The sequence below is a fragment of the Roseateles amylovorans genome, from assembly GCF_025398155.2.
GTDB classification, from domain to species: domain Bacteria; phylum Pseudomonadota; class Gammaproteobacteria; order Burkholderiales; family Burkholderiaceae_C; genus Roseateles; species Roseateles amylovorans.
Genome location: NZ_CP104562.2, coordinates 5,014,467 through 5,038,252 on the forward strand (window position 1 = coordinate 5,014,467; position 23,786 = coordinate 5,038,252).

The 23,786-nt window shown below is 69.5% G+C and carries 11 protein-coding genes; 1 reads left to right on the forward strand and 10 read right to left on the reverse strand.

Features of this window, described 5'->3' with window-relative positions:
* Positions 1 to 3 precede the first annotated feature (3 nt).
* The 6 genes from N4261_RS20755 to N4261_RS20780 all read right to left on the reverse strand — a co-directional run bounded on the left by N4261_RS20755 (position 4) and on the right by N4261_RS20780 (position 7,231).
* The gene (locus N4261_RS20755) at positions 4 to 708 is read right to left on the reverse strand and encodes a hypothetical protein (protein WP_261757159.1); all 705 of its coding nucleotides are present in this window, start codon (positions 706 to 708) and stop codon (positions 4 to 6) included.
* A 10-nt stretch (positions 709 to 718) separates the two neighbouring features.
* Positions 719 to 2,611, reverse strand: a complete 1,893-nt coding sequence (locus N4261_RS20760; protein WP_261757160.1) for a putative porin — start codon at positions 2,609 to 2,611, stop codon at positions 719 to 721.
* A gap of 148 nt (positions 2,612 to 2,759) precedes the next feature.
* Positions 2,760 to 3,479: a hypothetical protein gene (locus tag N4261_RS20765; protein ID WP_261757161.1), complete on the reverse strand. Its 720-nt coding sequence runs from the start codon at positions 3,477 to 3,479 to the stop codon at positions 2,760 to 2,762.
* A 10-nt stretch (positions 3,480 to 3,489) separates the two neighbouring features.
* Positions 3,490 to 3,900: an ExbD/TolR family protein gene (locus tag N4261_RS20770; RefSeq protein ID WP_261757162.1), complete on the reverse strand. Its 411-nt coding sequence runs from the start codon at positions 3,898 to 3,900 to the stop codon at positions 3,490 to 3,492.
* 3 nt (positions 3,901 to 3,903) lie between these two features.
* Positions 3,904 to 5,679: a DUF2341 domain-containing protein gene (locus N4261_RS20775; protein ID WP_261757163.1), complete on the reverse strand. Its 1,776-nt coding sequence runs from the start codon at positions 5,677 to 5,679 to the stop codon at positions 3,904 to 3,906.
* A gap of 52 nt (positions 5,680 to 5,731) precedes the next feature.
* Entirely contained in the window at positions 5,732 to 7,231 is a 1,500-nt protein-coding gene (locus N4261_RS20780; RefSeq protein WP_261757164.1) for a ShlB/FhaC/HecB family hemolysin secretion/activation protein, read from the reverse strand.
* Between N4261_RS20780 and N4261_RS20785 the strand changes: the two genes are divergently transcribed.
* Positions 7,224 to 7,472, forward strand: coding sequence for a hypothetical protein (locus tag N4261_RS20785; protein ID WP_261757165.1), 249 nt, complete (start codon positions 7,224 to 7,226; stop codon positions 7,470 to 7,472). The genes N4261_RS20780 and N4261_RS20785 overlap by 8 nt on opposite strands.
* A 462-nt stretch (positions 7,473 to 7,934) precedes the next feature.
* On the opposite strand, the gene N4261_RS20790 is transcribed toward N4261_RS20785, so the two are convergent.
* The 4 genes from N4261_RS20790 to N4261_RS20805 all read right to left on the reverse strand — a co-directional run bounded on the left by N4261_RS20790 (position 7,935) and on the right by N4261_RS20805 (position 23,779).
* A complete protein-coding gene (locus tag N4261_RS20790) occupies positions 7,935 to 21,257 on the reverse strand; it encodes a filamentous hemagglutinin family protein (RefSeq protein WP_261757166.1) in 13,323 nt (4,440 codons plus the stop codon).
* Positions 21,258 to 21,432: 175 nt separating this feature from the next.
* Entirely contained in the window at positions 21,433 to 22,440 is a 1,008-nt protein-coding gene (locus tag N4261_RS20795; RefSeq protein ID WP_261757167.1) for a FecR family protein, read from the reverse strand.
* Between the two features lie 221 nt (positions 22,441 to 22,661).
* A complete protein-coding gene (locus N4261_RS20800; RefSeq protein ID WP_261757168.1) occupies positions 22,662 to 23,177 on the reverse strand; it encodes an RNA polymerase sigma factor in 516 nt (171 codons plus the stop codon).
* On the reverse strand, positions 23,174 to 23,779 hold the full coding sequence (locus N4261_RS20805; protein ID WP_261757169.1) for a secretin and TonB N-terminal domain-containing protein: 606 nt from the start codon (positions 23,777 to 23,779) through the stop codon (positions 23,174 to 23,176). Before N4261_RS20805 ends, N4261_RS20800 begins: the two co-directional genes overlap by 4 nt.
* Positions 23,780 to 23,786 lie beyond the last annotated feature (7 nt).

Below are 23,786 nucleotides of genomic sequence, written 5' to 3' on the forward strand. Positions count from 1 at the left end.
CGGTCATTGGCCACCGGCGGTAGCGGACTCTTGGACCGCCCGTGCATCGAACCGGCCCTCATGCAGCCGGTCGCCGTATTGCTGCGTGATCTCGTCATAGCGCACCCTGGCCTTTGCAGCGAAGGGCTGACGGGCTTCCAGCACCGTTTTCGGATCCAGCGACTCATAGGCCTTCAGCACATCGCGGCCGACCGCATAGAGCTGGTCGTTCTGCGCCTGGCATTGCGTCAGGGCCAAGGCCTGGCGCTCGGCCTTGGCCGTCAGCCGCTGGCTTTCGGCCTCGGAGGCGCGGGCCAGCTTCAGCAGTTCGTTGTAGGCCTCACGGAACTGCCCCACCTGGGTGGCGGCGCGTTCGACCGCCGCCTGCGCCGCCGACTGCGTGTCGGCTGAGCGCTGCACCCCTTGCGCCTGGGTGTCGCGCTCCCGGGCCAGTTCGGCGCGGCTCTGGGCGAGCTCACGCCGCAGCGCCGCCACCTCCGCGCTGTGGTCCACCACGGGGGCGGTCGGGCGAGCCGTCCCGGCCGCCTTCAGCGCGGCCAATTCGTTCTGAGCGGACTGCAACTGCACCGTGGTGGCACGCAGTTGGGTACGCAGGCGTTCCTCCATCGAGGGCGACTGCTGAGCCATGGCGGGCACGGCGAGGGTCATGGCGGTCACGGTTGCCAGCAGCGGCGGCAGCAGACGGCGGTGCATCCGGGCAAAAGACATGGCGGCGTCCTCAGAAGCGGGCATTGAAGTCGATCTGCAGCGTGTCGATGGACACGGGCGGGCCATAGACCTCCTTGGAGGAGATCCAGCGGCCGGTGACCCAGGCATTGCGGTCGAAGGCGTAGGCGCCGCCGACGATGAAACCGCGGGCATTCGTGCCGCCGCCATGGAAGGTGGAATCGTTGTAGCCGTCCGGCAGCGCATCGGGCTCGATGCGCTTGTAGCCGGTGAACACGTTCCAGTCTCCGCGCCATTCGGGCGCGAGCGCGCCGAAGGTGGCCATCATCTGGTAGGCATTGCCTCCGCTGCGGAAGGCGGCACGGCCGGTGCCACCGGAGCCGTCGAAGTTGTTGAGGATGTTGCCGCCCGAGCGGGTGAACATCTCATCCGCGTCGTAAGCCATGTTGCGCAGCAGGTTCACGTCCAGGCGAAGTCCGTAGCTGCTGGCCACCCGGGTGTCCCAGCGCAGGTTCACATCGGCCAGGCGAAAGCGCGAGGCCAGGCCGAAATACTGCGGCATGGCCGTGTTGGCCGGGTCCTGCGGATTGAGCGCCACATCGCGCAGCGACATGATGCTGTTGCCGCGCTGCATGAAGGCCGGGCGCGACCAGTCGGTGCTGCAATGGTCCTCGCCCGCATAGAGCGCGCAGGGGGTGGACCGCTCGCCGCTGATGTGGTGGAAGTCGTAATACGCCAGCGTGCCGCGCAGCTGGTTGGCCGCATCCACCTTCCAGGTGGCGCCGGCCTGCAGCCCGAGCAGCCACTTGTTCTTGCTGGCGGTCTTGTCCTGGCTGGTCTTGGGGAAGTCGCTGGACAGGTATTCCAGCGGGATCAGGCCCACGGTGCCGAACACCTCGAGGTTGCCGCTGCGCTCGAAGGCGCGCTTGAAGGTGCCGGCCACGCCGTCCAGATTGAGGTCGGACGAGAACAGCATGTCGGTGGTGACGAACGGATTGCCGAAGCGCCCGCCGGTGATCGTCAGACCGGCGACCGGCGAATGGGACATCCAGGCCTGGTCCAGCCAGATCGACTTCTTCTCCAGCCCGCCGCCCAGCGTCTGGGTGGTCGACACCGGATTCGCATCGCTGCCGGTGGCCACGCGGATACCGGCCTGGGTCGCTTCCGACAGCGCGGCCACCACGCCCAGTCGTGCGCGGGCGCGCCACTGGTTGCTGCGGTCCTGCCGCGTGTTGAGCAGCGGCGGCAGGCTGGCGGTCGTGTTGGGATTCACGTCATACGGACTGCCCGCATTGATCGCCGCGAAATTGACTTCCTGATTGCTGTTGTTGCCCCCGTACAGCCGGGATTCATTGCGCACCCGCACATCGCCTTCGATGCGGATGCGCCGCGTCCATTCCGGCACCTGGCTGGGCGCCGCCCATCCCTCGGCCTTGGCTTGCGCCATCACCTCGCCGCGGAGCTCCTGGCGGATCTGATCCTTCACCGTCTCCGGCACATAGGTCACCCGCACATCGCCCCCCGCGGTGCGCGTGGCCACCGCGCCGCCCGTCGCCGCGGCAACCGCGCTGGAGCCGGCGCCGGCAGCGGATCCCGCCACGCCCGCCCCGGCCACGGCCGTGGCGCCAGCGGCCGCCTTGCGTTGCGCCTGCTGTGCGGCCATGGCTTCCGTCTGCGCCTGCGCCAGCAAGGCCTCGCCCACGTCCTTGGCGAGTGCGCCGCTCTTGATCAGCCCGCGGATGAGCTGAACCATCGTGCTTTCGCCGCGCTCGGCCGGGGCGGCGGTGGTGGCGGCAGCGGTCTGCGCGTGGGCCGAGGCACAGGCGGCGACCAGCGTGAAGGCGCCGACGAGCGACACCGCCTCAAGGCGTCGCACCAACGGACGGCGGGCGGAGCGCACCGTCGTCACCGGCGTGGGAGGGAATCGATCAGCTGTGTGTGTCATGACGACTTTCGATATTCGGAAAGAAGCGCCAGCCCCGGTGATGGACCCAGGAAAGGGCCGGCCGCTTCAGGAACAGACTTGGACAAGGACAAGGACATGGACAACGCCAAGGCCAAGGCCGTGGACATGACCGCCTCGGCGGTCCGCCTCAAGGGCGGACACCTCGCATGGCGACGCGCATCGGATAGCGCATGGCGGCCGGTGGACGCTCGTCCATCGCTTCGAGCTCGCGCACCACGGCCAGCACCATCGGATCGATCCGCGCATTGCCGGTGCCCTGCACCAGCTCGATGCGGACGGGCTTGCCGTCGGCGTTGAGCCACAGGTCGAGCCGGATGTCCTCGAAGGCCAGCTGCCGGGTGCGCGCATCGCGCGACAGCGCCTGCTGCAGCCGGCCGGAGACATAGCGCGCATAGGACGCGTTGCCCAACCCGCCGCCACCGCCCCCGCCGCCCCCGGTCATGCCGCCACCGCGGCCGGACTGGACACCGAAGGCGTCATTGCCGGCCTGTGCCGCGCCATCGATGGTGACGGGGTCGCCCAGATCGCGGCTCGGATCCGGGGCCTTGTCGTCGCTCACCGGCTCGGCCGGCTTGTCCGGCGTGGGCGCCACCTCGGTGATCTTCTCGACCTTCTCGGGCACCGGCTCCGGGGGCTTCTCGAGCTCAGGCGGCGGCGGGGGTGGCGGCGGCAGCGGCAGGGACAGCAACGCCGTCTGCGGCATCTCGCGCCGCGTGCTGGCCGTGTCCGACAGCAGATGCCAGAGCCCGCCGCCAACCACAACCAACAGCGCCGCGGAAATCAGCCAGCCGCTCCACCGGCGCCACAGCGCCCGGCCGGCACTCGGGGATTGACGGTTCGCGTTCACGCGCTGTCCCTCACGCCGGCTTGCCGGTCACCAGGCCGACCTGGTTGAGCTCGATGCGCCGGAGCAGATCCAGCACCTCGACCACCTTGGCGTACTGCACCGACGACTCGCCGCGCACGATGACGGGAAAGTCCGGGTTCGTCGCCTTCTCGGTGCGCAGCCGTTCCTCGAGCTCCGCGATCGTCACCGGATAGGCATCCAGGAAGATCTGGCCCCCGTGGTCGATGGTGATGGCCTTGGTCTTGGGCTTCTCCAGCGGGGTGGACGAACTGGCCTTGGGCAGCTCGACCTTGATGCCGGGAATGCTGGCATTGCTGGTGAGGATGAAGATCACCAGCACCACCAGCAGCACGTCCACAAAGGGCGTGATGTTGATGCCGCCGGTGCGCCGCTTGACGCCGAATTTCGCTGCGGTGGCCATGGGTCAGGCGCTCCGCATCGCACTGACGGGGCGGATCTGCCGGCCCTCGCCCTGCTCCTCGGCCAGGCGGGTCGCGAACTCGTCGACAAAGACCGCCATGTCCGCGCCGATCGCCTCCGACCGCGCAGCCAGCCAGTTATAGCCAAACAGTGCCGGGATGGCGACGCCCAGGCCCGCTGCGGTACACAGCAGCGCCGCGGCCATGCCGGGCGCGACCGAATTGATGTCCACCGCGCCGGCCATGGCCGCGACCACGAACACCAGCATGATGCCGATCACCGTGCCGAACAGCCCGACATAGGGTGCGCCCTCGATCGTGGTGGACAGCCAGTTCATGCGGCGCGACATCTTCTCCGCCTCCCGCACCATCACGCCGTCCATCGCGGCACGGATCGCACCGATGGTGGAGGCCGAGACCGCATTCACGTCGTAGCCGTTGGCATGCCGCCGCTCGAGTTCCTCGATCGCGACGGCATACAGCCGCCACAGCGGCGAGTCGGACTTCACCTCCTCCGCCACGGTGTTGCGCTTGACCAGCGAATCCAGCGCATGGCCCGAGGTCTCGCGAAAGCGCACCATGAAGTCCGCATTGGCGCGCTCCATCGATCCGAAGCTGCGGCCCTTGCCGATCATGATGATCCAGGAGATCGCCATCATCAGACCCAGGATCGCCACCACCACCCAGGCATCCAGCGGCATCGCCGCCAGGATGAAGCCGAAGTGGCTCTTGCCGGCCTGCTGCTCGTCGGCGCCGAACTGGGTCAGTCTCGAATCGGAGCCTTGCGAGACCGCATCCGCCAGCAGCAGCGCATCGGGACGCGCCACCTTGGACAGCCGCACCTCGTCGATCGAGCCGACGAAGGCCCCGCCCTGCCCGGCGCCGGCATCCGCGCCCATGGAAGCGGCGGTGCTGAGTGCCGGCAGGCCGACCGGCAGGCGTGCCGCAGGACGACCGCCCACCAGCAACGTCACCGTCTTCGCATCGGCCTTGACCGCCAGGTGCGACCACTGAGCCGCCTGGATCGGCAGGCCCGGCGCACTGCGCTGGCCGTTGACCTCGACGAACGGAATGCCCTGCTCGATGCCGAGCACCAACTGGCCGCTGCCGTCGCGGCGGGCATAGATCACCTGCCGATCGTTCAGGGTGTCGGGCCGGACCCAGGCACTGAAGGTGAACGGCGCGCCGGCGGCAATGGCCAGCGACGGCGACGCGGGCAGCATCAGCGGCGCCCGTCCGATCTGGGCACCACGTCCGATGACCGTGGCTTCCGCCGATGCGGTGGCCGTCTGCGCATGGTTGCCGTAGGCCGTGGTGTCACGCGCCGGGACGCCGGTTTCGGCGAAGTGATAGACCAGCGTGTAGTCCGGATCGAAGCTGCGCTGGCCGTTGCCCGAGGCCGGTGCCTTGGCATTGCCGTAATACATCCAGATCTTCTGGGGGGCGCCGGCCGACAGCGTCGGCACATCCACCCACACCAGCGCCATGCCCAGCAGCGGATCGAACTGCTCGATCTGGTGGTTCAGCACCGTCTTGTCGTCGGCGGCGACGAAGCGCAGGTCCGCGCCGGTCTCGGACACGCCCTGGAAGCTGAAGTTGCCGGTGTGCAGGCGCAGCAGCACCGGGGTCCGGCCGCTGTCGCCGCCCAGCGCCGCGCCTTGCGGTCCGGCATCCAGGGTGATGGGCTTGCGGTAGGCCCAGTCGGCTTGCCACCAGGCATGGGACAGCCCGGGCCAGAGCGCGCCCAGCAACGAGAACGCGAGGAAGAGAAAACGTCGCATGACTGAGGTCTCCGCGAAAGTCTTGAGTCGAATGAACATGGCGGCTGCCGGCTCAGTAGCTGGCATTGAGATGGAAGGTGAGACGCGGATCGTGTCGATCCGTCCGTTCGCCGGCCCGCAGCGGGTAGCCGACATCCAGCCGACCGCTCAGATGCGGTCCGAAGCCGAAGCTCGTGCCCAGGCCCAGCGAGAACAAGGTGAAGCGGCTCTGCTGCTCGGGCAGGGGCTCGCGCAGGCGCAGATGGCCGAAGTCGAAGAAGGTGTAGAACCGGGCGTTCTCGATCGCCGCCATCGGCAGCGCCAGGGGCTGGGTGCGCCATTCCAGCGCGCCCACCAGGCCCACGTCACCCACCCGCTCGGCGGACAGATAACCGCGCACCGAGTTCATGCCACCGGCGGCCATCTGCTCGCTGGACACCAGCGGCGAATCGCTCGCCTGCACCGCCACCCGCAGCGCGACTTGCGAGCCGCCTTCCATCGTCAGGCTGCCGTTCATGTCGCCCTTCAGCACCAGGAAGCTGGGGGACGACTTGTAGCGTTTGTAGTCAAACTCACGCCAGTCGCTGCCGTAGCCCAGAACGCTGCGCACACCGGTGACGGCGGACAAGGCCACGCTCAACTGGCTGCGCTCCCCCTGGCGGACACCGGCGTAGCCGAGGGTGAAGGGCGCATAGTCCAGCGGCACGGTGTCACCGGCCGCGCCCACGCGCAGCGACTCCCGATTGCGCTTGAGGTCCAGTCCCAGGCTGAAGCTGTGCCACCACGCCCCGCTGTCGGGGACGACATAGCTGCCCTTGAATCCCGCCGAGTAGCCCTTGCCCAGCACCGTGGTGCCGCCCAGCGTGGCCATGTTGCTGTCGGAGACATAGCCCGAGGCCTCGACGCTCCAGGCACTGTCGCGCAGCGGCGCGGTGTAGGCGCCGGAGACGACGTGGGTCTGGCTGAAGTCCTGCGGCGTCGCATACAGGTTGAGCGAGGCGCTGTGGCCGAGCTGCCAGAGGTTGTCATGACCGACCGACAGGCTCAGGCGCAGGTCCCGGGTGTCCGCGCTCTTGTCGTTATTGAGTCCGATGCTGGCGCGCCAGGGGCTGTGGTCGTCCACCTTGAGGTCCACATCCATCGTGCCCGGCAGGCTGCCCTGGCGCACCAGGGGCATGACCTGGCGCTGGCCGCCGCGGTTGAGGGTGTTGAGCTCCACCTGCGCCTGCTGGAAGTTCGGCACCTCGCCCTCGCTCAGCGACGGCACCTGCTCCCGCACCGCCTGCAGCGAGGTGTATTCGCTGCCCGTCACCCGCAGCCGACCCACCCGCACCTCGTTGACCAGCAGCACCACCACGCCGTCGACCATCGGCTGATCCGGCAGGTCCACATAGGCGGACTGGTAGCCCGCCGCCTGATAGGCCGCGGCCAGCGCGTCCCGTGCGGCCTCGATGTCCTGACGCGTACGGGCCGGGCCCAGGAACGGTGTCACCGCACGCTCGATGGTGCGGGCGTCCAGCACGGTATTGCCACGGACCAGGTATTCGAAGACATCCACGGGCGACGTGGTCACTGCCGCATCGCTCGAGATCTGCGTGGCAGCACCGGCGGCCGGAGAGCCCGAGTCGTCCGAAGATGCGGATGCGGATGCGGATGCGGATGCGGATTCGGATGCAGGCGCAGGCCCAGAGGCCGACGCAGGTGTCTGCGACGATGCCGGCAGCCCCTGCGCCAGCACGGACACCGGCGACATCGCCACGGCACTGACGCCGACGACGACCACGCCGCCGAGCATCGCCCGCCATGCCGCCTGACCCGATGGCGGTGGCCCGGTCATTGACAACTCCCTCATCTCATCGACCCCGTTCCTCTGTTTCTTTGATTGACGCCGACGTCGTCCACCCTTTGCCTCGGCCAGCCATGCTGGCGGCGACAGATGTCAGCGTCACGTCCCGATACATAGACGGCGCACGAAGGGAGAAACCACGCGAAGTCACGAAAACTTCATAAAAATCTTCGGACGCAGGTGCCGCACCGCACCGCACTGCCCCACCAGCTCCGCTCAGCTCAGCTCAGCTCAGCTCAGCTCAGCTCAGCTCAGCGCCGCGCCAGCCCGACCCAGCGCGCCGCGCCTGCACATGAACCGCCAGGACCGCGCTGAACCCGCGCTGAAAAGGAGAAGGCCCCCGCCGAACCTTCCGGCAGGGGCCTTCGTGGTGGACGGCAGTCGCCGTCCGATCGATGGGTTCAGCGCCGGCCCGAGGGCTTGTCCGCGGTCACGGCTTGTTGGCCAGGGCGCGCCGCTCGGCCTCCGTCAACTGCGCCATCACGGCCGGATCCAATGCCTTGCCGTGGCCGACGATCTGCACCGGGCTGCTCGGGTCGTAGGGCACCGGCGCGCGACTGGTCGGCGGGCTCGCCGGCATCGACGGTGTCGGCGCGGGGTCATTGCCCAAGCCGAGCACCCGGACGGTGAAGGTCGACGGCTGCTGCTGGCGCACCGCCTCGCGCTCGCGCTGGAGCACCTCCTGCGCGGCAGCCGCGGCGGTGCTGGCCGCCGTGCTGGCGCTGGTCAGGGCATTGACGTTCACCGCCGCCACCGCCGGCAGGCCGGCGGACTCACCCTTCACCTGGATGTTCGCGGCATTCGCCACACGCAGCGCGGCGATGTTGATGTTGCCGGACACGCGAATGCCGGCCTCCCCCGCATCGACGGTGCCCAGGGGCGCAATCAGGTCGATGTCGCCCGCCTTCACCTCGGCCAGCGGGTTCAGCGTGGCGATGCCGGCGCCGGTGCTGGGCACATCCGGCGACAGGCTCACATTGCCGAGCTCGTCGTACACGCGACGCGGCGGCGTGAACACGATCGTGGTCTTGGCCCCTCGGCCCGCGTTGATGTCCCCGCGCGCCGACCAAGCCAGGATGTCCCCGCCGAAGGTGGTCATCACCCGGCTCTGGCCGAGCAGGATGCTGCCCAGCGCATAGAGCTGGATGTCGCCGCTGCCGCGGGTGATCAGGCCCGCCGTGGCCGGCGGGGCCGCGCCTTCCACGCCATAGGTCTGGGCACCCGCAGGCGTCAGCACCTGGATGTCGCCGCCGAGGTCGGTGTGGATGCCGGCACCGCCATACATCAGCAGATTTCCGGTGCCCGCAAGGGTCGGCGATTGCGGATTCTGGTTGGGGAACATCGCGGCGATGGCATTGCGTCCGCGCAGGTAGCTGCCGGTGCGCGGGCCGCCAATGGCGGTGTACTCCCGACCGCCCTCGCGCAGCTCGGCAAAGAAGACCTGGCGCGCAAAGAGGCGCTGCTGCTCCGGCGGCAAAGTGCTGAAGAAGCTCATCGCCTCCGCCGCCGTCCCCTTGAAGGCATAGCGACCGCTGAGCCAGTCCGCCAGCTCGGCGCCGTAGGTCTTGATCACCTTGCCCGGCTGGTCGGCCAGCGGCGTGCCGGCCACAGCCAGGTTGGCGGGATCCAGGTACTGGGCCAGCAACCGGCCGTAGTCCGCGCCCTGGCTGCCGACACCCGCCTGCACCACGATGCCGGCACCCGGCCGCGCGTCGCTGGACAGCACCGGTCCGATGCTGGTGAGGTTGGCCCGGTCGTTCTGGATGAGGTTGCGTCCCGCGGTGATCTCCAGGGTGCCGGGGCCGGCCACGTCGACATTCGCATAGAGGATGTCGCGTCCCGCCTGGATCATCGACACGTCGTTCGGGTGGGTGTTGATGATCAGGTTGCCGGAGACCGCCGCCGCGGCGTCGTCACTGGTGAGGCCCGAGACCAGCGGCACGCTGTCGCCGACGCGGGTGCCGGTGTAGACGATGTCCCGTCCCGCCTTCACCGAGACCGGTCCGGCGGCCACCTGGTCGTGCTGCCCGGCGCGAAGGCCACTGGTGTAGTTGACGACCGTGCCGGTGCGCAGACCGACGATGTCGCCGGTCACCGCATAGAACCGCGACGGCTGGGCGGCCGTGGCGGCCACGGCGGCATCGCCGATGGTGTTGGCGCCGAAGGCCAGCAGCGGCTGCAATCCATAGCCGATCAGCGCCCCGTCCGCCTGGCCGTTGGACGCCAGGGCCGGGCTCGTGCTGGCGCCCATGTCATAGCCGGCGAAGGCCGGATGTTGCACCGTCGCCATGATGGCGCTGTCGGCCCCGGAATTGCTGATCGCCTGACCGCCGCCGTACAGCGACTGTCCGGCCAGCAGCTCGATGCGGCGCTCGCCCAGCGGCGCGAGCAGCAGGCCGGCGGTGTTCCATTGGGTTGCGCCGCCCGAGGTGTTGCCGTACGAGGCCGAGCTGCCGTAATAGATGCTGCCGGTGGCCGCCAAAGCGCTCACCTTGCCTGGCAGCAGGAACCAGCCGCCGTTGCTGGTGTAGTCCCAGTTGCCGTTGGCGGGCTGGGCGCTGGTTTCGCTGGCCCGTGTGTCGAAGGCCAGTTGGCCGCCGGCGGAGACCAGTTGCAAGGCGGTGCGGTCGGTCCACAGCGTGAACCAGCTCGTGCCCATCTGACCGTTGCCGGCAGCCGAGGTGAAGGCCGTGCCGTTGGGCGTGATCACCAGCCCGGGATCGCCGGTGCCGCCCAGCACCAAGTCGCCGCGGCTGGTGATCGATGCGCTGGCATCGCCCTGCATCAGCATCAGGCCGCCGGTGGCCCGCGACGCGGTGGCGACCGTCGGATCCGCCGCCCGCAGTTCCTTGGCATCCTGGACCGCGCCGTAGAACAGCTCGACCGTGCCGATCTGCCCCGCTGTCAGGTTGATCGCGCCACGCAGGTTGACCGCGCTGCCATACAGCTCGTGGGTCTGGGCCACGCCTGCGCCACCGCCGCTCAGACGCGCGTCCAGATGGCTGTTCCAGCCGCCGCCGAGGCGCACATCCAGATCGCCTCCCCCGGTCAGGACCACGCGGCCGTCGTCCAGCACACGGCCGGTGCTGCCGATGGCCAGGGTCACGCCCTCGCTCCGCGCCGCCGTGCTGCCGCTGTTGTTGAGCGTGGCCGCGGCCGTCGTCTTCAACGCGACCACGCCCGCATCACCCTCCACGCGGATGGCCGCATTGCCGCCGCCGAGGGTACCCAGTCCGGTGAAGCCCACCACCGTCGGCCAGTAGGCGACGCCGTTGTTCTCACGGGAGGCATAGCTGCCGAAGTTGATCCACCAGGCCGTCGGCACCGGGTCCACGCCGGCCGTATCTCCAGTGCCCTGGCGCCACAGCCAGTTGCCGACGCTGGCGCTGGCCCAGCCGGTTTCGCCGCTGGAGCTCCAGGCGTCGCCCGTCAGGTTGCCGCCGACGTCGACCCAGAGGTTGCCGCCGCCGTTCGGATACCAGGCCTTGTAGAGGCTGTCGGCGCCGCTGACGAGCGCTTCATAGCGGCTCGACAAGCCCTGGGCCGCATTGCCCAGCACCGAGCTGCCGCCGGCAACCAGACCGCGACCCTGGTTGTACGCCGCATCGAGTCCGGCGCTGCCCAGGCTGGTGGCGGTGCCGGCGGTGTAGACGCCGTAGGCCGACCGCATCGAGAAGTTGCCGCCAGCGATCAGCGACAAATCGCCGGTACCGGTGCGCACCACGCTGAAAGTGGGCGACTTCGCCGCCACGGTGGACGGAAGGTTCAGCGTCGCGCCGTTGCCCGAAGCCAGAGTCCAGAAGTCGGCCGGCATGCCGAAGTCGTCCCACGAGAAGGCGCCGTAGAGCGTGACCAGCTCGGACTCGGTCTTGCCGACCAGTTCGCGCGGATCGTTGATGCCGGGCGGCAGGCCGCCGGCCACGTTGACCACCGCGTCCACGCCCTGCAGGGTCAGGCCCTTGAGGATATTGCCGCCGCTGGGGCTCCAGAAGTCCAGCGGCAGGCCGAAGTCGCCCCATTCGAAGGCGCCGTACAGCGACACGATCTCCGCTTCGGTCTTGCCCAGCAGCTCATGCGGATCGTTGATGCCCGGCGGCAGGCCGCCTGCGGCATTGATGATCTCGTTGACGCCGCCCCAGTTCAGGCCAGCGATGACACCGCCCGCCGTGACCTGCACGCCGTAATGGGTGTCGGCCAGCGTCAGATGACCGCGGCCCTGCGTGTTGCGCAGCCGCGCGTCGGCCGCCTCCAGGTCGGCGCCGGCCACCAGCCGCAGGCTCCACGACGGCGAGCCCTCCGGCAGCATCTGGGCCACCGCCCAGTTGCGCCCTTGACGACCGCTGCCGTCCGCATGGCGCAGATGGATGAAGGCGGCATCGTCCGGCAAGGCGACGTTCGTGCCGGCGGCGATCACGGCGCCGACCGGCAGTGCGAGCGAACCGGACTGCACCATCGCCACCGGCAAGGCCGTGCCCTTGGGCCACACCAGCCGGGCCAGCGTCACCGTCACCGGCAGCCGGGTGCCGGCCATCAGTTGCGCACCCGCAGGCAATGCCGCCCCGTTCGCGCCGACGATCGATCCAGCGGCCAACAGCACCGTGCCGTCGGCCGCGCGCACATCCGCCGCCAGCACCGTGCCGGCCGGCAGGGTGAGCGCGCGGTCGAGCGTGACGGTGGACGGCAGCAGCGTGCTCGCCGGCAGCGTCACGTCCTTGGCGGTGATCGCGTAGTTGAGCGTCTTGCCGGCCGGATAGGTCGTCCCCTCGGCCAGCGTCACGCCGGCGGCTGGCACCACCACATCACCGCCGAAGCGTTGCACGCCCTGGGTCAGGATCCAGCCCTGGTCGTCCGGCGTCTCGGGTGGGGGCGCGAAGCCGTCGTTGATGCTGCCGTAGATCGACAGGTCGCCACCAGCGCGCAGGGTCAGCATGCCGACCTCACCCGAACCGTAGACGGCGGTTTTCGGGGTGTTGGGATTCAGGCCGCTGTAGCGCTGGCCGGAGAGGTCCAGGTCGCCGCGCACGATGAGGTCACCGTCCGGCGTGGCACTGGCCACCTCCACCGCCGGACGCAGATGCAGCGCATTGCGGTAGTCGGCGGTATTGAGCCCGCCCAGCCGGGTGCCCAGCAACGCGGTGTTGGCGAGTGCGCCGTCGATGAACTGCGCCGATTCGGCATGCTTGCCGTCCAGGTAGGCCTGGTCGATGACCTGATAGGGGCGACCACTGGCCGCTGGATCGGTGCCGAAAGGCGCATCCTGATAGACCTGCTTGCCGTACACGGCGATGGACCGCGCGCCCTGAATCGTCACATTGCCGCGCGCATCGATGGCGATGTCACCGTAGGTGGCTGCATCGGCATCGGTGATGCGGCCGGTGCTGCCCACGCGGGGTGCGTACAGGTCCAGCGTGCCGCGATCGCGTCCGTCACCGCCGGTGCTGGCGGTGCCGTGCCGCAGGTCGATGCGTGCGCCGCTGCCGATCGCCAGCATGCCGGTGCCCGAATCCAGTTCCACCGTCGCCCGGTTGGGGCTGTCGATGATCTGGCCGTCGCTGTCCACACGCAGCACCGTGCCATGCGCATCCAGCACGGCAGTGCCGGCCAGCGTCAGGCCGCGCGCGGCCGCCAGGCGGATGCTGCCCACCTGCTCGCCGCTGGCGTCGATGGTGCCGGAGACAGTCAGCTGTCCGCGGTCCAGCGAGACCGATACCTCGTGCGCACGCAACTCGCTGCCGATGGTGAGGTCGCCTTGCTTGAGCTGGAAGCTTCGGCTGCCGGTGACACCGCCCTCGTTGAGCCGGCTGTTGAAGGCGGCGAATTCACCGGTCAGATCGTCACCGGTGCCCAGATGCTGGGCGCGGATGTTCACACCGCCGGCGCGGTAGGGCACCAGCGTGCCGCCGGCGTCATCGTGCCCGCTGGCACTGCCGAGCACCTTGCCCTGCAAGACGACCCGGCCCGCCTCTTCGTCCAGCGCAATGACGCTCAGCAGACCGGCGTGGTTGTTCTTCGCCGAGAGATCGATGCGGGACCCCGCGGACTGTGTGACGTTGCCTGTGGCGCTCTGCAGCGTGGCATCGCCACCCCACGAATAGCGGCTGATGTCATGCAGCTTGATCTCGCGACCGGCCAGATCCAATTGCGCCTGATCGCCCAGAAGCACGTCGCCATCGGCCTTCACGGTGAGCTTGCCGCTGGGCAGCACCACGGCGGTATCCAGGCGCACCGTCTGGCCGGTGAGGCTCAGTTCGGCGCCGGTCTCCACCGTGGGCGTCACCGCGGCGGTGCTGCCGCCCGTCGGCGCGACCACGGCCAGCGAGCCGCCCGCCGTGATGCGGTTGACCGAGCCGCCCGCGCCGGTCATCAGCGGGGTGCTGAGGACCAGGTTGCCGCCCTGGAACTGCGGGCCGTCGCTGCCGGCGACCATGGATTCGGCCACCGTCAGCGAGCCCTTGTGGTTGGCGGTGATCCGCTCGCTGGCGCTCATCCGCACATCGCCGAAACCGAGGATGGTGCGGCCGACATCCTGCACACCGGTCGGCTGCGCCGTGGCGTCCATGCCGAACTCGATCAGATTGGCGGTCACCTGCAATTGACCGGTGCCCGTGCCCCGGCCGCCGGTCACCGGCGCCGGCGCACCGCCGGCCAGACCGGCCCAGGTCAGCTTGCCGGTGGTGATGCGGGCCACATCGTCCGCATCGCCCCATCCATACAGGGCCGGTGTGGACAGCACCAGGTTCAGCGCGGCCTTGCCGGTCGCGGGATCGGTGGTGTCCAGGGTCACATCGCCGAAGAAGTTGATGGACTCACCCGCCGTCAGCACCAGGCGTTGCAGCGCCGGTGCGCCGTAGGCGGTGTCGCCCTTCATCAGGCGGTCCAGCACCGTTTGATTCAGGGTGAGACCCGGCGTCAACGCACCGCGCGCCTGCGCGGCGGCCAGTTCCTCGGCACTGCCGGCATTGACCGCGCCCACGGCGAGCACCAGGTCCCGCGCCCCGAAGCGCACGTTGTCCTTCATGTCCACGCTGCGGCGGGTGGCCGCCACCAGGGTGCCCTCGGCATACAGCTCGGCCGGATCGTCGCAGCGGGCGCCGCAACTGCCGATGCGGATCGTGCCGCCGCCCTCGTTGGACGAGGTGCCCACCTGCGGCGCCAGCAGGTTGAGCGTGCCATTGGACGCCCCCACCAAGGCGACCGCGCCGAGGCGGTAGACATAGCCGTCGGTCGAGTCGAACGCCGCCTTGCCGGCGCCGATGGTGCGGATGCCGGCGCCGGCCTCGATGTCGATGCCGCCCGTCGGGCTGTTGGCGACCAGCAGCACCTCGGGCGCGCGCAGCACCGCGCCATCGCGCAGCGCGATGCGGCCCACCGTGCCGGCCACATCCACATAGTTGCTCTGGTCCGAGCCGTTGACCTGCACGCCGTGGGTGGACGAGAAGGTGCCGCCGACCAGCAACCGCGCCGCGCCCAGCGCGTTCAGATCACCCGCTTGAATCGACAGGCCCTCGAATCCGGCGGTGGGACGGCTGCCGTCCCCGCGCACCTCGATCGCCCCGCTCCAGGAGAACAGGCCGGTGGCCGAAAGGGTGGCCGTGCCGCCATGGCCGCCCTTGGCCGGTGTGAAATCGGCTTGTCCGTCGAAGCTGAAATGGCTGTCCGCCGACGACGGCAGCGAGATGTTCAGCGTCTTCGCATCGGCCGGCAGCATCGCGCGAACCGTGCCCGACAGGCTGGCCTGCTGCAGGACGAAGTCGGCATAGCGGGTCTCGTTGTATTCCGAGTAGCGGCGCAGCACATCGGCCGGCGTCACGATGACCTGGCTGGACAAGCTGTCGCGCTGATTGGTGTGCGCGGTGCCCAGGGTGCCCGCCACCTTGTAGGAGCCGTTGCGCATGGCAATGGCGCCGTCGGCGCTGCGACCGGTCGGATCGCTGCTGATCTCGACCCGGAAGGCGCCCGGCAGCAGGGCGTAGTGGGACGGCAGCAGGGTGTAGGTGCCGGCGGCCAATCCCGGCACGTCGTTGGCGCCGATGGTGACCTGACGGCCCACCGCCGGGGCCACCGCACCGCCGCTGTCGAGCGGCGCATAGGCCGAGCGGTAGCCCGGCACGATGGCATAGACCGGATGGCTCGCCAGATCGGGCAGCACGAAGCCGTCCTTGCCGGTCTGCACCAGCGGGTTCATCCGCGCATCGGTCGATCCGCCCCGTCCCGAGACAAAGCCTGCGCCGCGCAGATCGCCACCGCCGGACAGGTCCAGCACTGCCCCGCGATCGACATCGATGCCGGCGCCCGACAGCGTGATGTTGCCGTTGGCGCCCACGCCCTTGAGGCCCACCGGGCGGCCGTCCTGGGCATAGGTCACGCCGTCGGAAGTGCCGCCATACGGCATCACGAGGCCCGCCGCGCTGACCGAGGTGAGGCTGTTCGCACCGAGTTGCACCGTCAAGGCCGACCCGCTGGACGCGTCCGAGGTGCCCAGGGTGATGTTGCCCAGCGGCGCGCGCACCACGCCGTTCTGTTCCACATGCGCGGCGCTCAGCTGCAGATTGCCGAAGACCGAATACGGCAGGGCCGGATCGGCGCCCTGCGGGTCGGCCCGCTCGATGACCAGACGGCTGTCGGGATCGAAGGCGAAGTCGGTCAGGCGGCCCGCCCGCACCCGCGCAGAGACGCCGGTGCCGGGATAGACCTGTGCCGCCTGCAGCAGGATGCTGCCGGTGGCATTCAGCTCATTGCCGGTGAAGCCGGACGGCAGGCTCTCACCGGCGGCAAAGCGCAGGTCGCCGTCGCTGAGCAGGTTGAGTTGCCGGAATCCCGCCCGATCCTCCTGGGTGAAGGCCACGGTCCGGTTCAGGCCGGAGGTCACCACGCCCTGCACATCGATCAGTTGCCCGCGCACGGTCAGCGTGCCGTTGGACGGCTGGGTGCTCACGCCCCCCTGATAGGACGGCCGCACATGGAGATCGGAATAGGTGATGTTGTCGACGATGCCGCCCAGCACCACATGCGGTGCATTCAGGCGCACCTCGGCGGTCGGCGACGCCCCCCGCTCGGCCGCGATGGCTCCGGCGTACAGACGCAATTCGCGGTCCAGGGAGAGATCGACATTGCCGGCCAGGCTCAGCAGGCCGTTGCTGTACAGGGCGAGCGAGGAGAAGCCGCCCTCGCGGACCTGATCGACACCCAGGGCCGCCTGGCCATAGCGCAGCGCGCTGCCGGCGGCCCCCGCCACATGCTGCTGGCGGAGCGTCAGCTCCCTCAGCGCGAGCACCTCGGCCTCCGCGCCGGTCGCCACCTGGGGCGCCTCCAGCGCCACGGTGAGCTGGCCGCCGGAAGCGCCCGCGCCGCCGGCCTGGGCGCGGAGGGTGCCGTCCAGCACCAGCCCATTGGCGGAGCTCAACTGAATGTCCCCTCCATGGCTCGCCACGGTCCGCAGTCCCTGCCCGGGGAGGTCCAGCGACACCGAACCGCCCGACGCATCCAGCACCGCGCCTTCATGCACGACCACGAACGCATCCGAGGTCAAGGCGCGCGCGCCCGAGTCCTTCAATGTGCCGCCGACGACGATGCGGCCGCCGTCGGTCACCAAGCCATAACGCCGACCCAGTGCATCCACCGCCACGGACGACGCAGCGGAGGCATCCAGCACCGCCTGCGCGCCCAGTTCGATGGCCCGATCGCTGGCCCAGCCGTCGGCCACCAGGCCGCCGTGATCCAGGTCCCGCTGGCTGATGACGGACTGCGGTCCCAGCAAGGCGATCTCGCCCCCCTTGGCCTCCAGCAGCCCGTCCACCTTGAGCGATCCGCGGCTGGACAACACGATCGACTGTCCGGGATCCACCCGGATCCGGGCGCCCTCGCCCATCGTCAGATCGCCGGCATCGCCCACCGTGGCCTGCAGCGTCGGCCGCCCAGCCGACAGGGTCAGGCTGGCGCCGGTGCGTGGCGTCAACACGCCAGTGCTGGCGTTCTCCTGGTAGAGCGCGGGCCGGAAAGGCGTGAAGGCCGCCGCCAGGTCGGGCTCGCTCAGCGGCATCGGCGCCACGCCGCGCAACACCGGCACGGAGACGTCCAGGGCCACGCCGTCGGGCACCGCCACACCGAGATGGCCGCGCACGTCGTATTGCGAGAAACCACTCTGGAACAGCTCGGTGCTCAAGGTGGTCGTCGGCGCCACGGCCACGTCTGTCGGCAGCACCACGCCCGCGGCCAGGCGCGTGCCGGCCGCCAGTTGCAGCGTCAGATCGAACGGCGCGCGCTCGCCGGCCCGGAAGCGGACCACCCGATCGGGGATCGGCACGCCCTGCGGGAAGACGTCGGCGGGCACCACGAACTTGGCATACGAGGCCACGCTCTGCGGGTCGCTGATGAAGCTCACCACGCTGCCCTTGGGGATGAACGGGATGAACTCCTTCGGCAGGAACAGGCCCTTGTCGACCAGGAACCCGCCGTCGGTGCGCTGCGCAAAATTGCCGTTGACGCGAATGGTGTAGCTGCCGACCGGGGGCAGCCAATCGGCCTGGGTTACCAAGTTCACGCCGGTCTTGAAGCCGGTGGCGCCGACCAAGTCACCCGGATTGACGTGCGAGACGATGTACTGGTAGTTGACCGGCAGCACGCCGCCGGCAGGCACCTTGATCTCCTGCGGGTTCAGCAGGACCAGATCGACCAGCGACGAGGCGCCGGCCTTCAGCACGCCGTCCACCTGCTGCATCTGTCCGCCGATGACGATGCCGCTCGCCGACTCGATCGACAGCGTGCCGCCGCCGTTGACGCCGTGGCCGTGGATGTCACCGTCCAGGATCAGCGACGCCGGGGCGTTCGAGCCGCCCGCCGCCAGCGCCAGACCGGCGCCCAATTGCACCGAGCCGCCTTTGCCGCCGGTCACGCTGCCGTCCGCCTCCACCATCGCGCCCGAGGACACATCGATGAGCGCGCCCTTGGCCAGGCTCACGCTGTCGGTCGACCGAATGCTGACGCTGCCGCCGTCGAGATGGGCCTGAAGCGCGGGGTTGCCATCAGTCGCCCGCAGATCGGTGAAGCGTCCGCTGGCATCCAGCGTCACGCCGGTGTGCACGGTGACGCCGCCGACCGCGTTGCCCGGCACGGCGAGGGCGCCATCCTGAACCGGATTGCCGGTGACCTGCTGCGGCTGTCGCAGCACATTGCCGATGCGGATCGTGCCGCTGTGCGCGGTCAGGTCGGCCGCGACATTCACCTGCGGCGCGTACAGGGTGATGTCGCCGCCATCGGTCACGGCCAGATCGGCCTGCACCTCTATGCCACGGCTCGCCGCCAGGCGCACTGCACCGAGACCCGTGTCGCTCAGGCGTGCGGCGTCCAGCGTGATCACGCCCTGACGGTCGGCGGCGACGGCGTCGCCCAACTGAATCTCACCCGCCGTGGCCGGCACGCCGTCCTTCAACGACACGCGGTCGGCCACCGCCGACAGCTGGTGGCGAAGCATGACGCTGGTGGTGTCATAGACCGGCCGGTACTGCCCGACGATCAGTTGGGGACCGCGCGCTGCGGCCGTCTGCGACTGGTGGTAGCCGTCGAGGTCGGCCTGCGGCGCCTTGAGCTGCTGCGGGCTGTTGTAGGTGTCGCCCCGCAGGGTGCCCTCCAGCACCGCGCTGCGGGTGGCCACCACCAGCTTGCCGGCATCGCGACCGACGGTGTAGCCGTTCTCCAGCCGCTGTTGCGGCGCGATCAGCGGGTTGTAGTAGGCCTCGGTCCCATCGGTGCCCCAGCGGACATGCTCGCCCGAGAAGCCCCGGTACAGCCCCGCATAGAGCAGGTCGCCGGGTGCGCTGGACACTTCATGCAGCCGGCCGTCGCGGCCCTTGATCCAGCTCTGCCGGAGGACGCCGGCCGCCACGTCCAGCGTGCCGCCTGAAAGGTTGATGCCCGACCCGGCACGGGTGACCAGATCGCCGCCGGTGACGGTGACGGTGCCGCCCTGGGCCATCCACTCGCCCACCGAATGGTGGCTGGTGGCCACATAGCCGGAGACTTCCAGCAAGCCGCCCTCGGTGTACCAACGGTCGGTCGCATAGCCGTTGGTGCCGGCCGGCACGAAGACCAGCTTGCGCCGATCGACCCAGAGGTCCAGGCTGTTGAGCGACTCGTCGTCGCGGTTGGTCGGGGCGTCCCGTTGCTCATTGCCCTGGGCATTGATGAGCAGGTTGTTGCTCTCCATCGCCACCTTGACGCCGACCGCGCCGGACACGTCCAGCGCCGCGCCCTTGTCGACCAGGGTGCGCTTCACCGCGGTGACGGCCATCTCGCCGCCGGTGGCCAGCGTCATCGAGCCGCCCTGGAAGTCCACCGTGTTGCCGCTGACGATCTCCACGCGTGAGAGGTCGCGCCGATCCACCACGGTGCTGAGGTTGTCGAACACGCCGCTGGCGTTGTTGCCGACCGCCCCCAGGTCCTTGAGCGCCGCATCCCGCTGGCTGTCCAGGGCGGTCGCGCTGCTGTCCTCCAGCAGGATCGCGGTGGTGCTGCCGTTGGCCAGGGTGACGGTGCCGGTGTCGTCGCTGGCCCGGGTGGAGAGATGGATGGTGCCGCGCCGGGCCGTGGACGTGGTGCTCACCAACACGCCGGCTTGCGTCACCGCATGGCCGGTCAGGGTGATGTCGCCGGTGGCGGCGGTGATCAGGCCGGAGTTGACCACGGTGCCCGCACTGCTGCCAGGCAGGCGCGAGGCCGCGACCTCGTTGCCCACGGTGGTGGCGCCGACATTGCCTTCGGTGCCCGCGCCCTTGCGGATGGTGAAGCTGTCGCCCGCCGCCAGCACGGTCTGGCCCGACGGCGTGGTGATCTGCCCGTCGTTGCGCACCTCCGCGCCCAGCAACATGGCATAGCCGCCGCCCACGGTGACCGAGCCCGGCTTGGGCGTGGTGATCTGGGCGCCGGCCTGCACCTCGATCTTGCCCCGTGCCTCGGTGAAGCTCGGCGAATTGCCGTTGCTGTAGATGCCGGCGCTGCGGAACTGATCGTCACTGATCATGGCCGCAGCTGCGACCAGGTTGCGCGTGTTGATCTGGCTGGTGCCGGAGAAGACGATGCCGTTGCGATTGACGATGAGCACCGTGCCATCGCCCTTGATCTGGCCCTGGATCTGCGAGGGACGGGCGAGCGGATCATTGACCTTGTTCAGCACCGCCCAGTCGGACTGCTGCTGGAACTGCACCGTGGTCTGGCGACCGACGTTGAAGGTCTCCCAGTTCAGGATGGCCCGGCTCTGGGTCTGCTCGATGGTGACGGTGGTGCGGCCCGCATCCACCGTCTGGGTCGGCCCCTTCGCACCGATCCATCCGGCGGTCAGGCTCTGGCTATCCACCACCAGGCCGCCCGGGGCCAGGCCGTTGGGCACGCCGCCGGCGGCGGCTTCCGCAGCGGCGCGTGCGGCGGCCTGTCGGGCCTGCTGGGCGGCGATCGACTGTGCCGTCAGCCCCAGGTTGGCCATGGACTGCTGCAACTTCTGGCGAGCGGCGTCGGTCTGCTGCGTCGTGGCCGCCTGGGCAGCGGGCTTGCCATTCGGAAGACGGCCACTCTGCGCGGTGGCACTTTGCGTCGCGCCCTTGCTCGCGAACCAGGCGGGGCTGAAGGCGGCCTGCGCCTGGACCGCGCCGACGCCGCCGCCCATGGCCACCATCAGCGCCACCGCCCGTGCGAGCGGGGCCGGCGCAAATGCCGGTTCATTCAAGCCGATTGCGGCGCGGGTGCCATTGTGTGTGTGCTTCATGAGTCGTTCTGCCCGAGTTCCGTTGCGGAGCCGCTCTTGTTGACCGCCTGTGGCGAGTGAGCCCCTGCCCCTTGACGATCCGGCGTTCACTGAACCGCAGAAGAATCTCGCCCCCGCTGAATGAAAAAAGGCGGCCAGAAATGGCCGCCCTTCATGCTGCTGTCACCTGGGACCCTCAACTGAGAATGAGGATGTGCGACGGCAAGCTCCTGGCTTGCAGTTGGAATGAATGCTGGATCTGCAGCAAGGCCGTGTCGATCTCTGCGATCTTGATGCGCGCGGTGACGGTCTTGCGGCGCACCGCATCGCCCAGCAGCACGACGCGCCCGCTTCGGTAGCGATTGATCTCCTCGATCACGGTGGACAGCGGCGTCGTCTGGAAGACCAGCTCGCCGCGCCGCCAGGCCGACAGCTCCTCGGCACGGGCGGCGGCGATGTCGCTGATGGCGCGTGCGTCGTAGCGCAGCCACTGGGCATCACGCAGCACCCGCTGCCCCGCCGGATGGTCCACGCGCAGGGTGCCGGCCACACAGGTCACGCAGGTCTGCTCATGGAGCTGGCGCACTTCGAAGCGCACCGCTTCCGCCGCGCCGCCTGCGCCCGCCTCCACCAACATCCGCCCCACGCCGGCCTCCACCCGGAAGGGCCGGCTCATGCGCGGCGTGTCGACCGCCGCTTCGCCTTCGATCAGCCGCATGCCGCCCATCGATTGCGCGTCCGGCTGCAGGCGTGTCACGCTGGTGCGGGTGTTCAAGGTCACCTGCACCGCGCCGAACGCCAGGTTGACCTGCTCGCCCGCTGCGGTGCGCTCATCCGCGCCCCACAGCTGCATCGACGGCCACAGGTCCAGCGGCGCATAAGCCGCCACCGCCGCCGCGCCGGCGCCGCCCGCCGCAAACCCCAGGAAGGCGCGGCGATCCGGGCGGGCCCGCGCCTGCACCTCGCGATGATGGCGCGCCACCGCCGCATCGTCGCGCAGCAACTGGCTGCCGGCCGTGCCCAGCGCCCGCCATTGCCGAGCGGCCTCCTGAAAAGCCACGAGCCGAGCGGGTTCCGCATCGACCCAGCGGCGGAAGGCGTTCGCCTCCCATTGCGTCACCCGGCCGGAATGCAGCTTGCGCACCCAGGCCTGTGCATCCTTGAGCACATCGGGCAACGGGTTGGTGTCGGTGGTGAACATCATGTCGTGAGAGGCGGGGGTGGGTCGTCCGTTCCTGGGATCCGTCCTCATCTGTTAGACGAACGACGCGGACCGAAACCGCAACACCAGCAACGAAATCTTCAAAAAACTGTCAGATGGGACACGCGAACGGCTCGAACCTCGAGACCCTCAGGCGATGACTGGCGGCGGCTGGGGCACGGCAACCCCGAGCGCGATGATCCTGGCGATGCAGGCCTTGGGATTCAGACCTTTCGATTCAGACGCTCGGCGCAGAACTCCTGCGCGGCCTTGAGCTCGGACTCCACCGTCCGCAGCGAGATACCCAACTGCCGGGCCACCTCCTTTTGCTGCCAGCCCTCCAGGCGCACCAGCAGGACGATCTCCCGGCGCCGCTGCGGCATGTCCGCAAGCGCCGCCATCAGCCCGTCCATCTCGGAGCGGATTTCCGCCAGTTCGGCCGGTCCCGGCGACGGATCGGGCAGCGACTGCATCAGCTCGTCCACTTCCTCGGTGGACAGCATCCGGCTTTGACTGCGTTGCACGTCGATGGCCAGATTGATCCCCATGCGCACCAGGTAGGCCTGCGGGTTCTGCACCGGACCGGCGATCGACGGATCGCGCTGCAGCCTCAGCCAGACCTCGTGCAGCGCATCGCCGGCGAGATCGGAATTGCCGAGCTTGATCGTCAAGCTCTGACGGATCTGCTCATACCGCTGGACCAGGAGGTTGCGCAACTGCGGGAGCACGCCTTCGGTCATGGCGAACGCCCCTCAGTCAGGCAGCCCGACGGCTGGCCGGCCGGGCGAGGCAGGAGGACCAGCGTCAACGGCTGCTGAAGTCCTGCCGGCGGTGCGGCCTCCACCTGCAGCCCCTGCAGCGCGGCAACGATCGCCTCATCCCGTCGCGGGCTGCCGGTGGTGGTCAGCAGCCGCGGCTGGCTCAGGCGCCCGGCCGCATCGATCTCCAGCCGCAACACCGCACGGTAGCCGCCGGGCGCGGTCTGCGCGGTGGCACAGAGCGCCTTCCAGATGCGGTGCTGCACCAGGCCGTCGTAGCGGCGGTCCAGCGCCTCGGCCGGGGTCGGGGCCGCGTCGTCCAGGAGGGGTCGCAGCACGAAGGAGGCCTTGGCCCCCGCGCCGACGCGCTCGGCCCGCAGGCTGGTGCCGGTCAACAACAGGTCGAGCGCCTCCCGCGCGGTGTAGCGGCCTTCCACCGCCGAGGAGCGCCGAAGCGCGACCAGGTCATCGCTGAAGAGGACGGTCTGATCGGTGACCACCGCATAGCGCTCCAGCGCCGAGGCCAGCGGCTGACCGGGGATATCGAAATACTGCGGATCCTGCTGACGGGGCTCGGAAGCCATCGGCCGC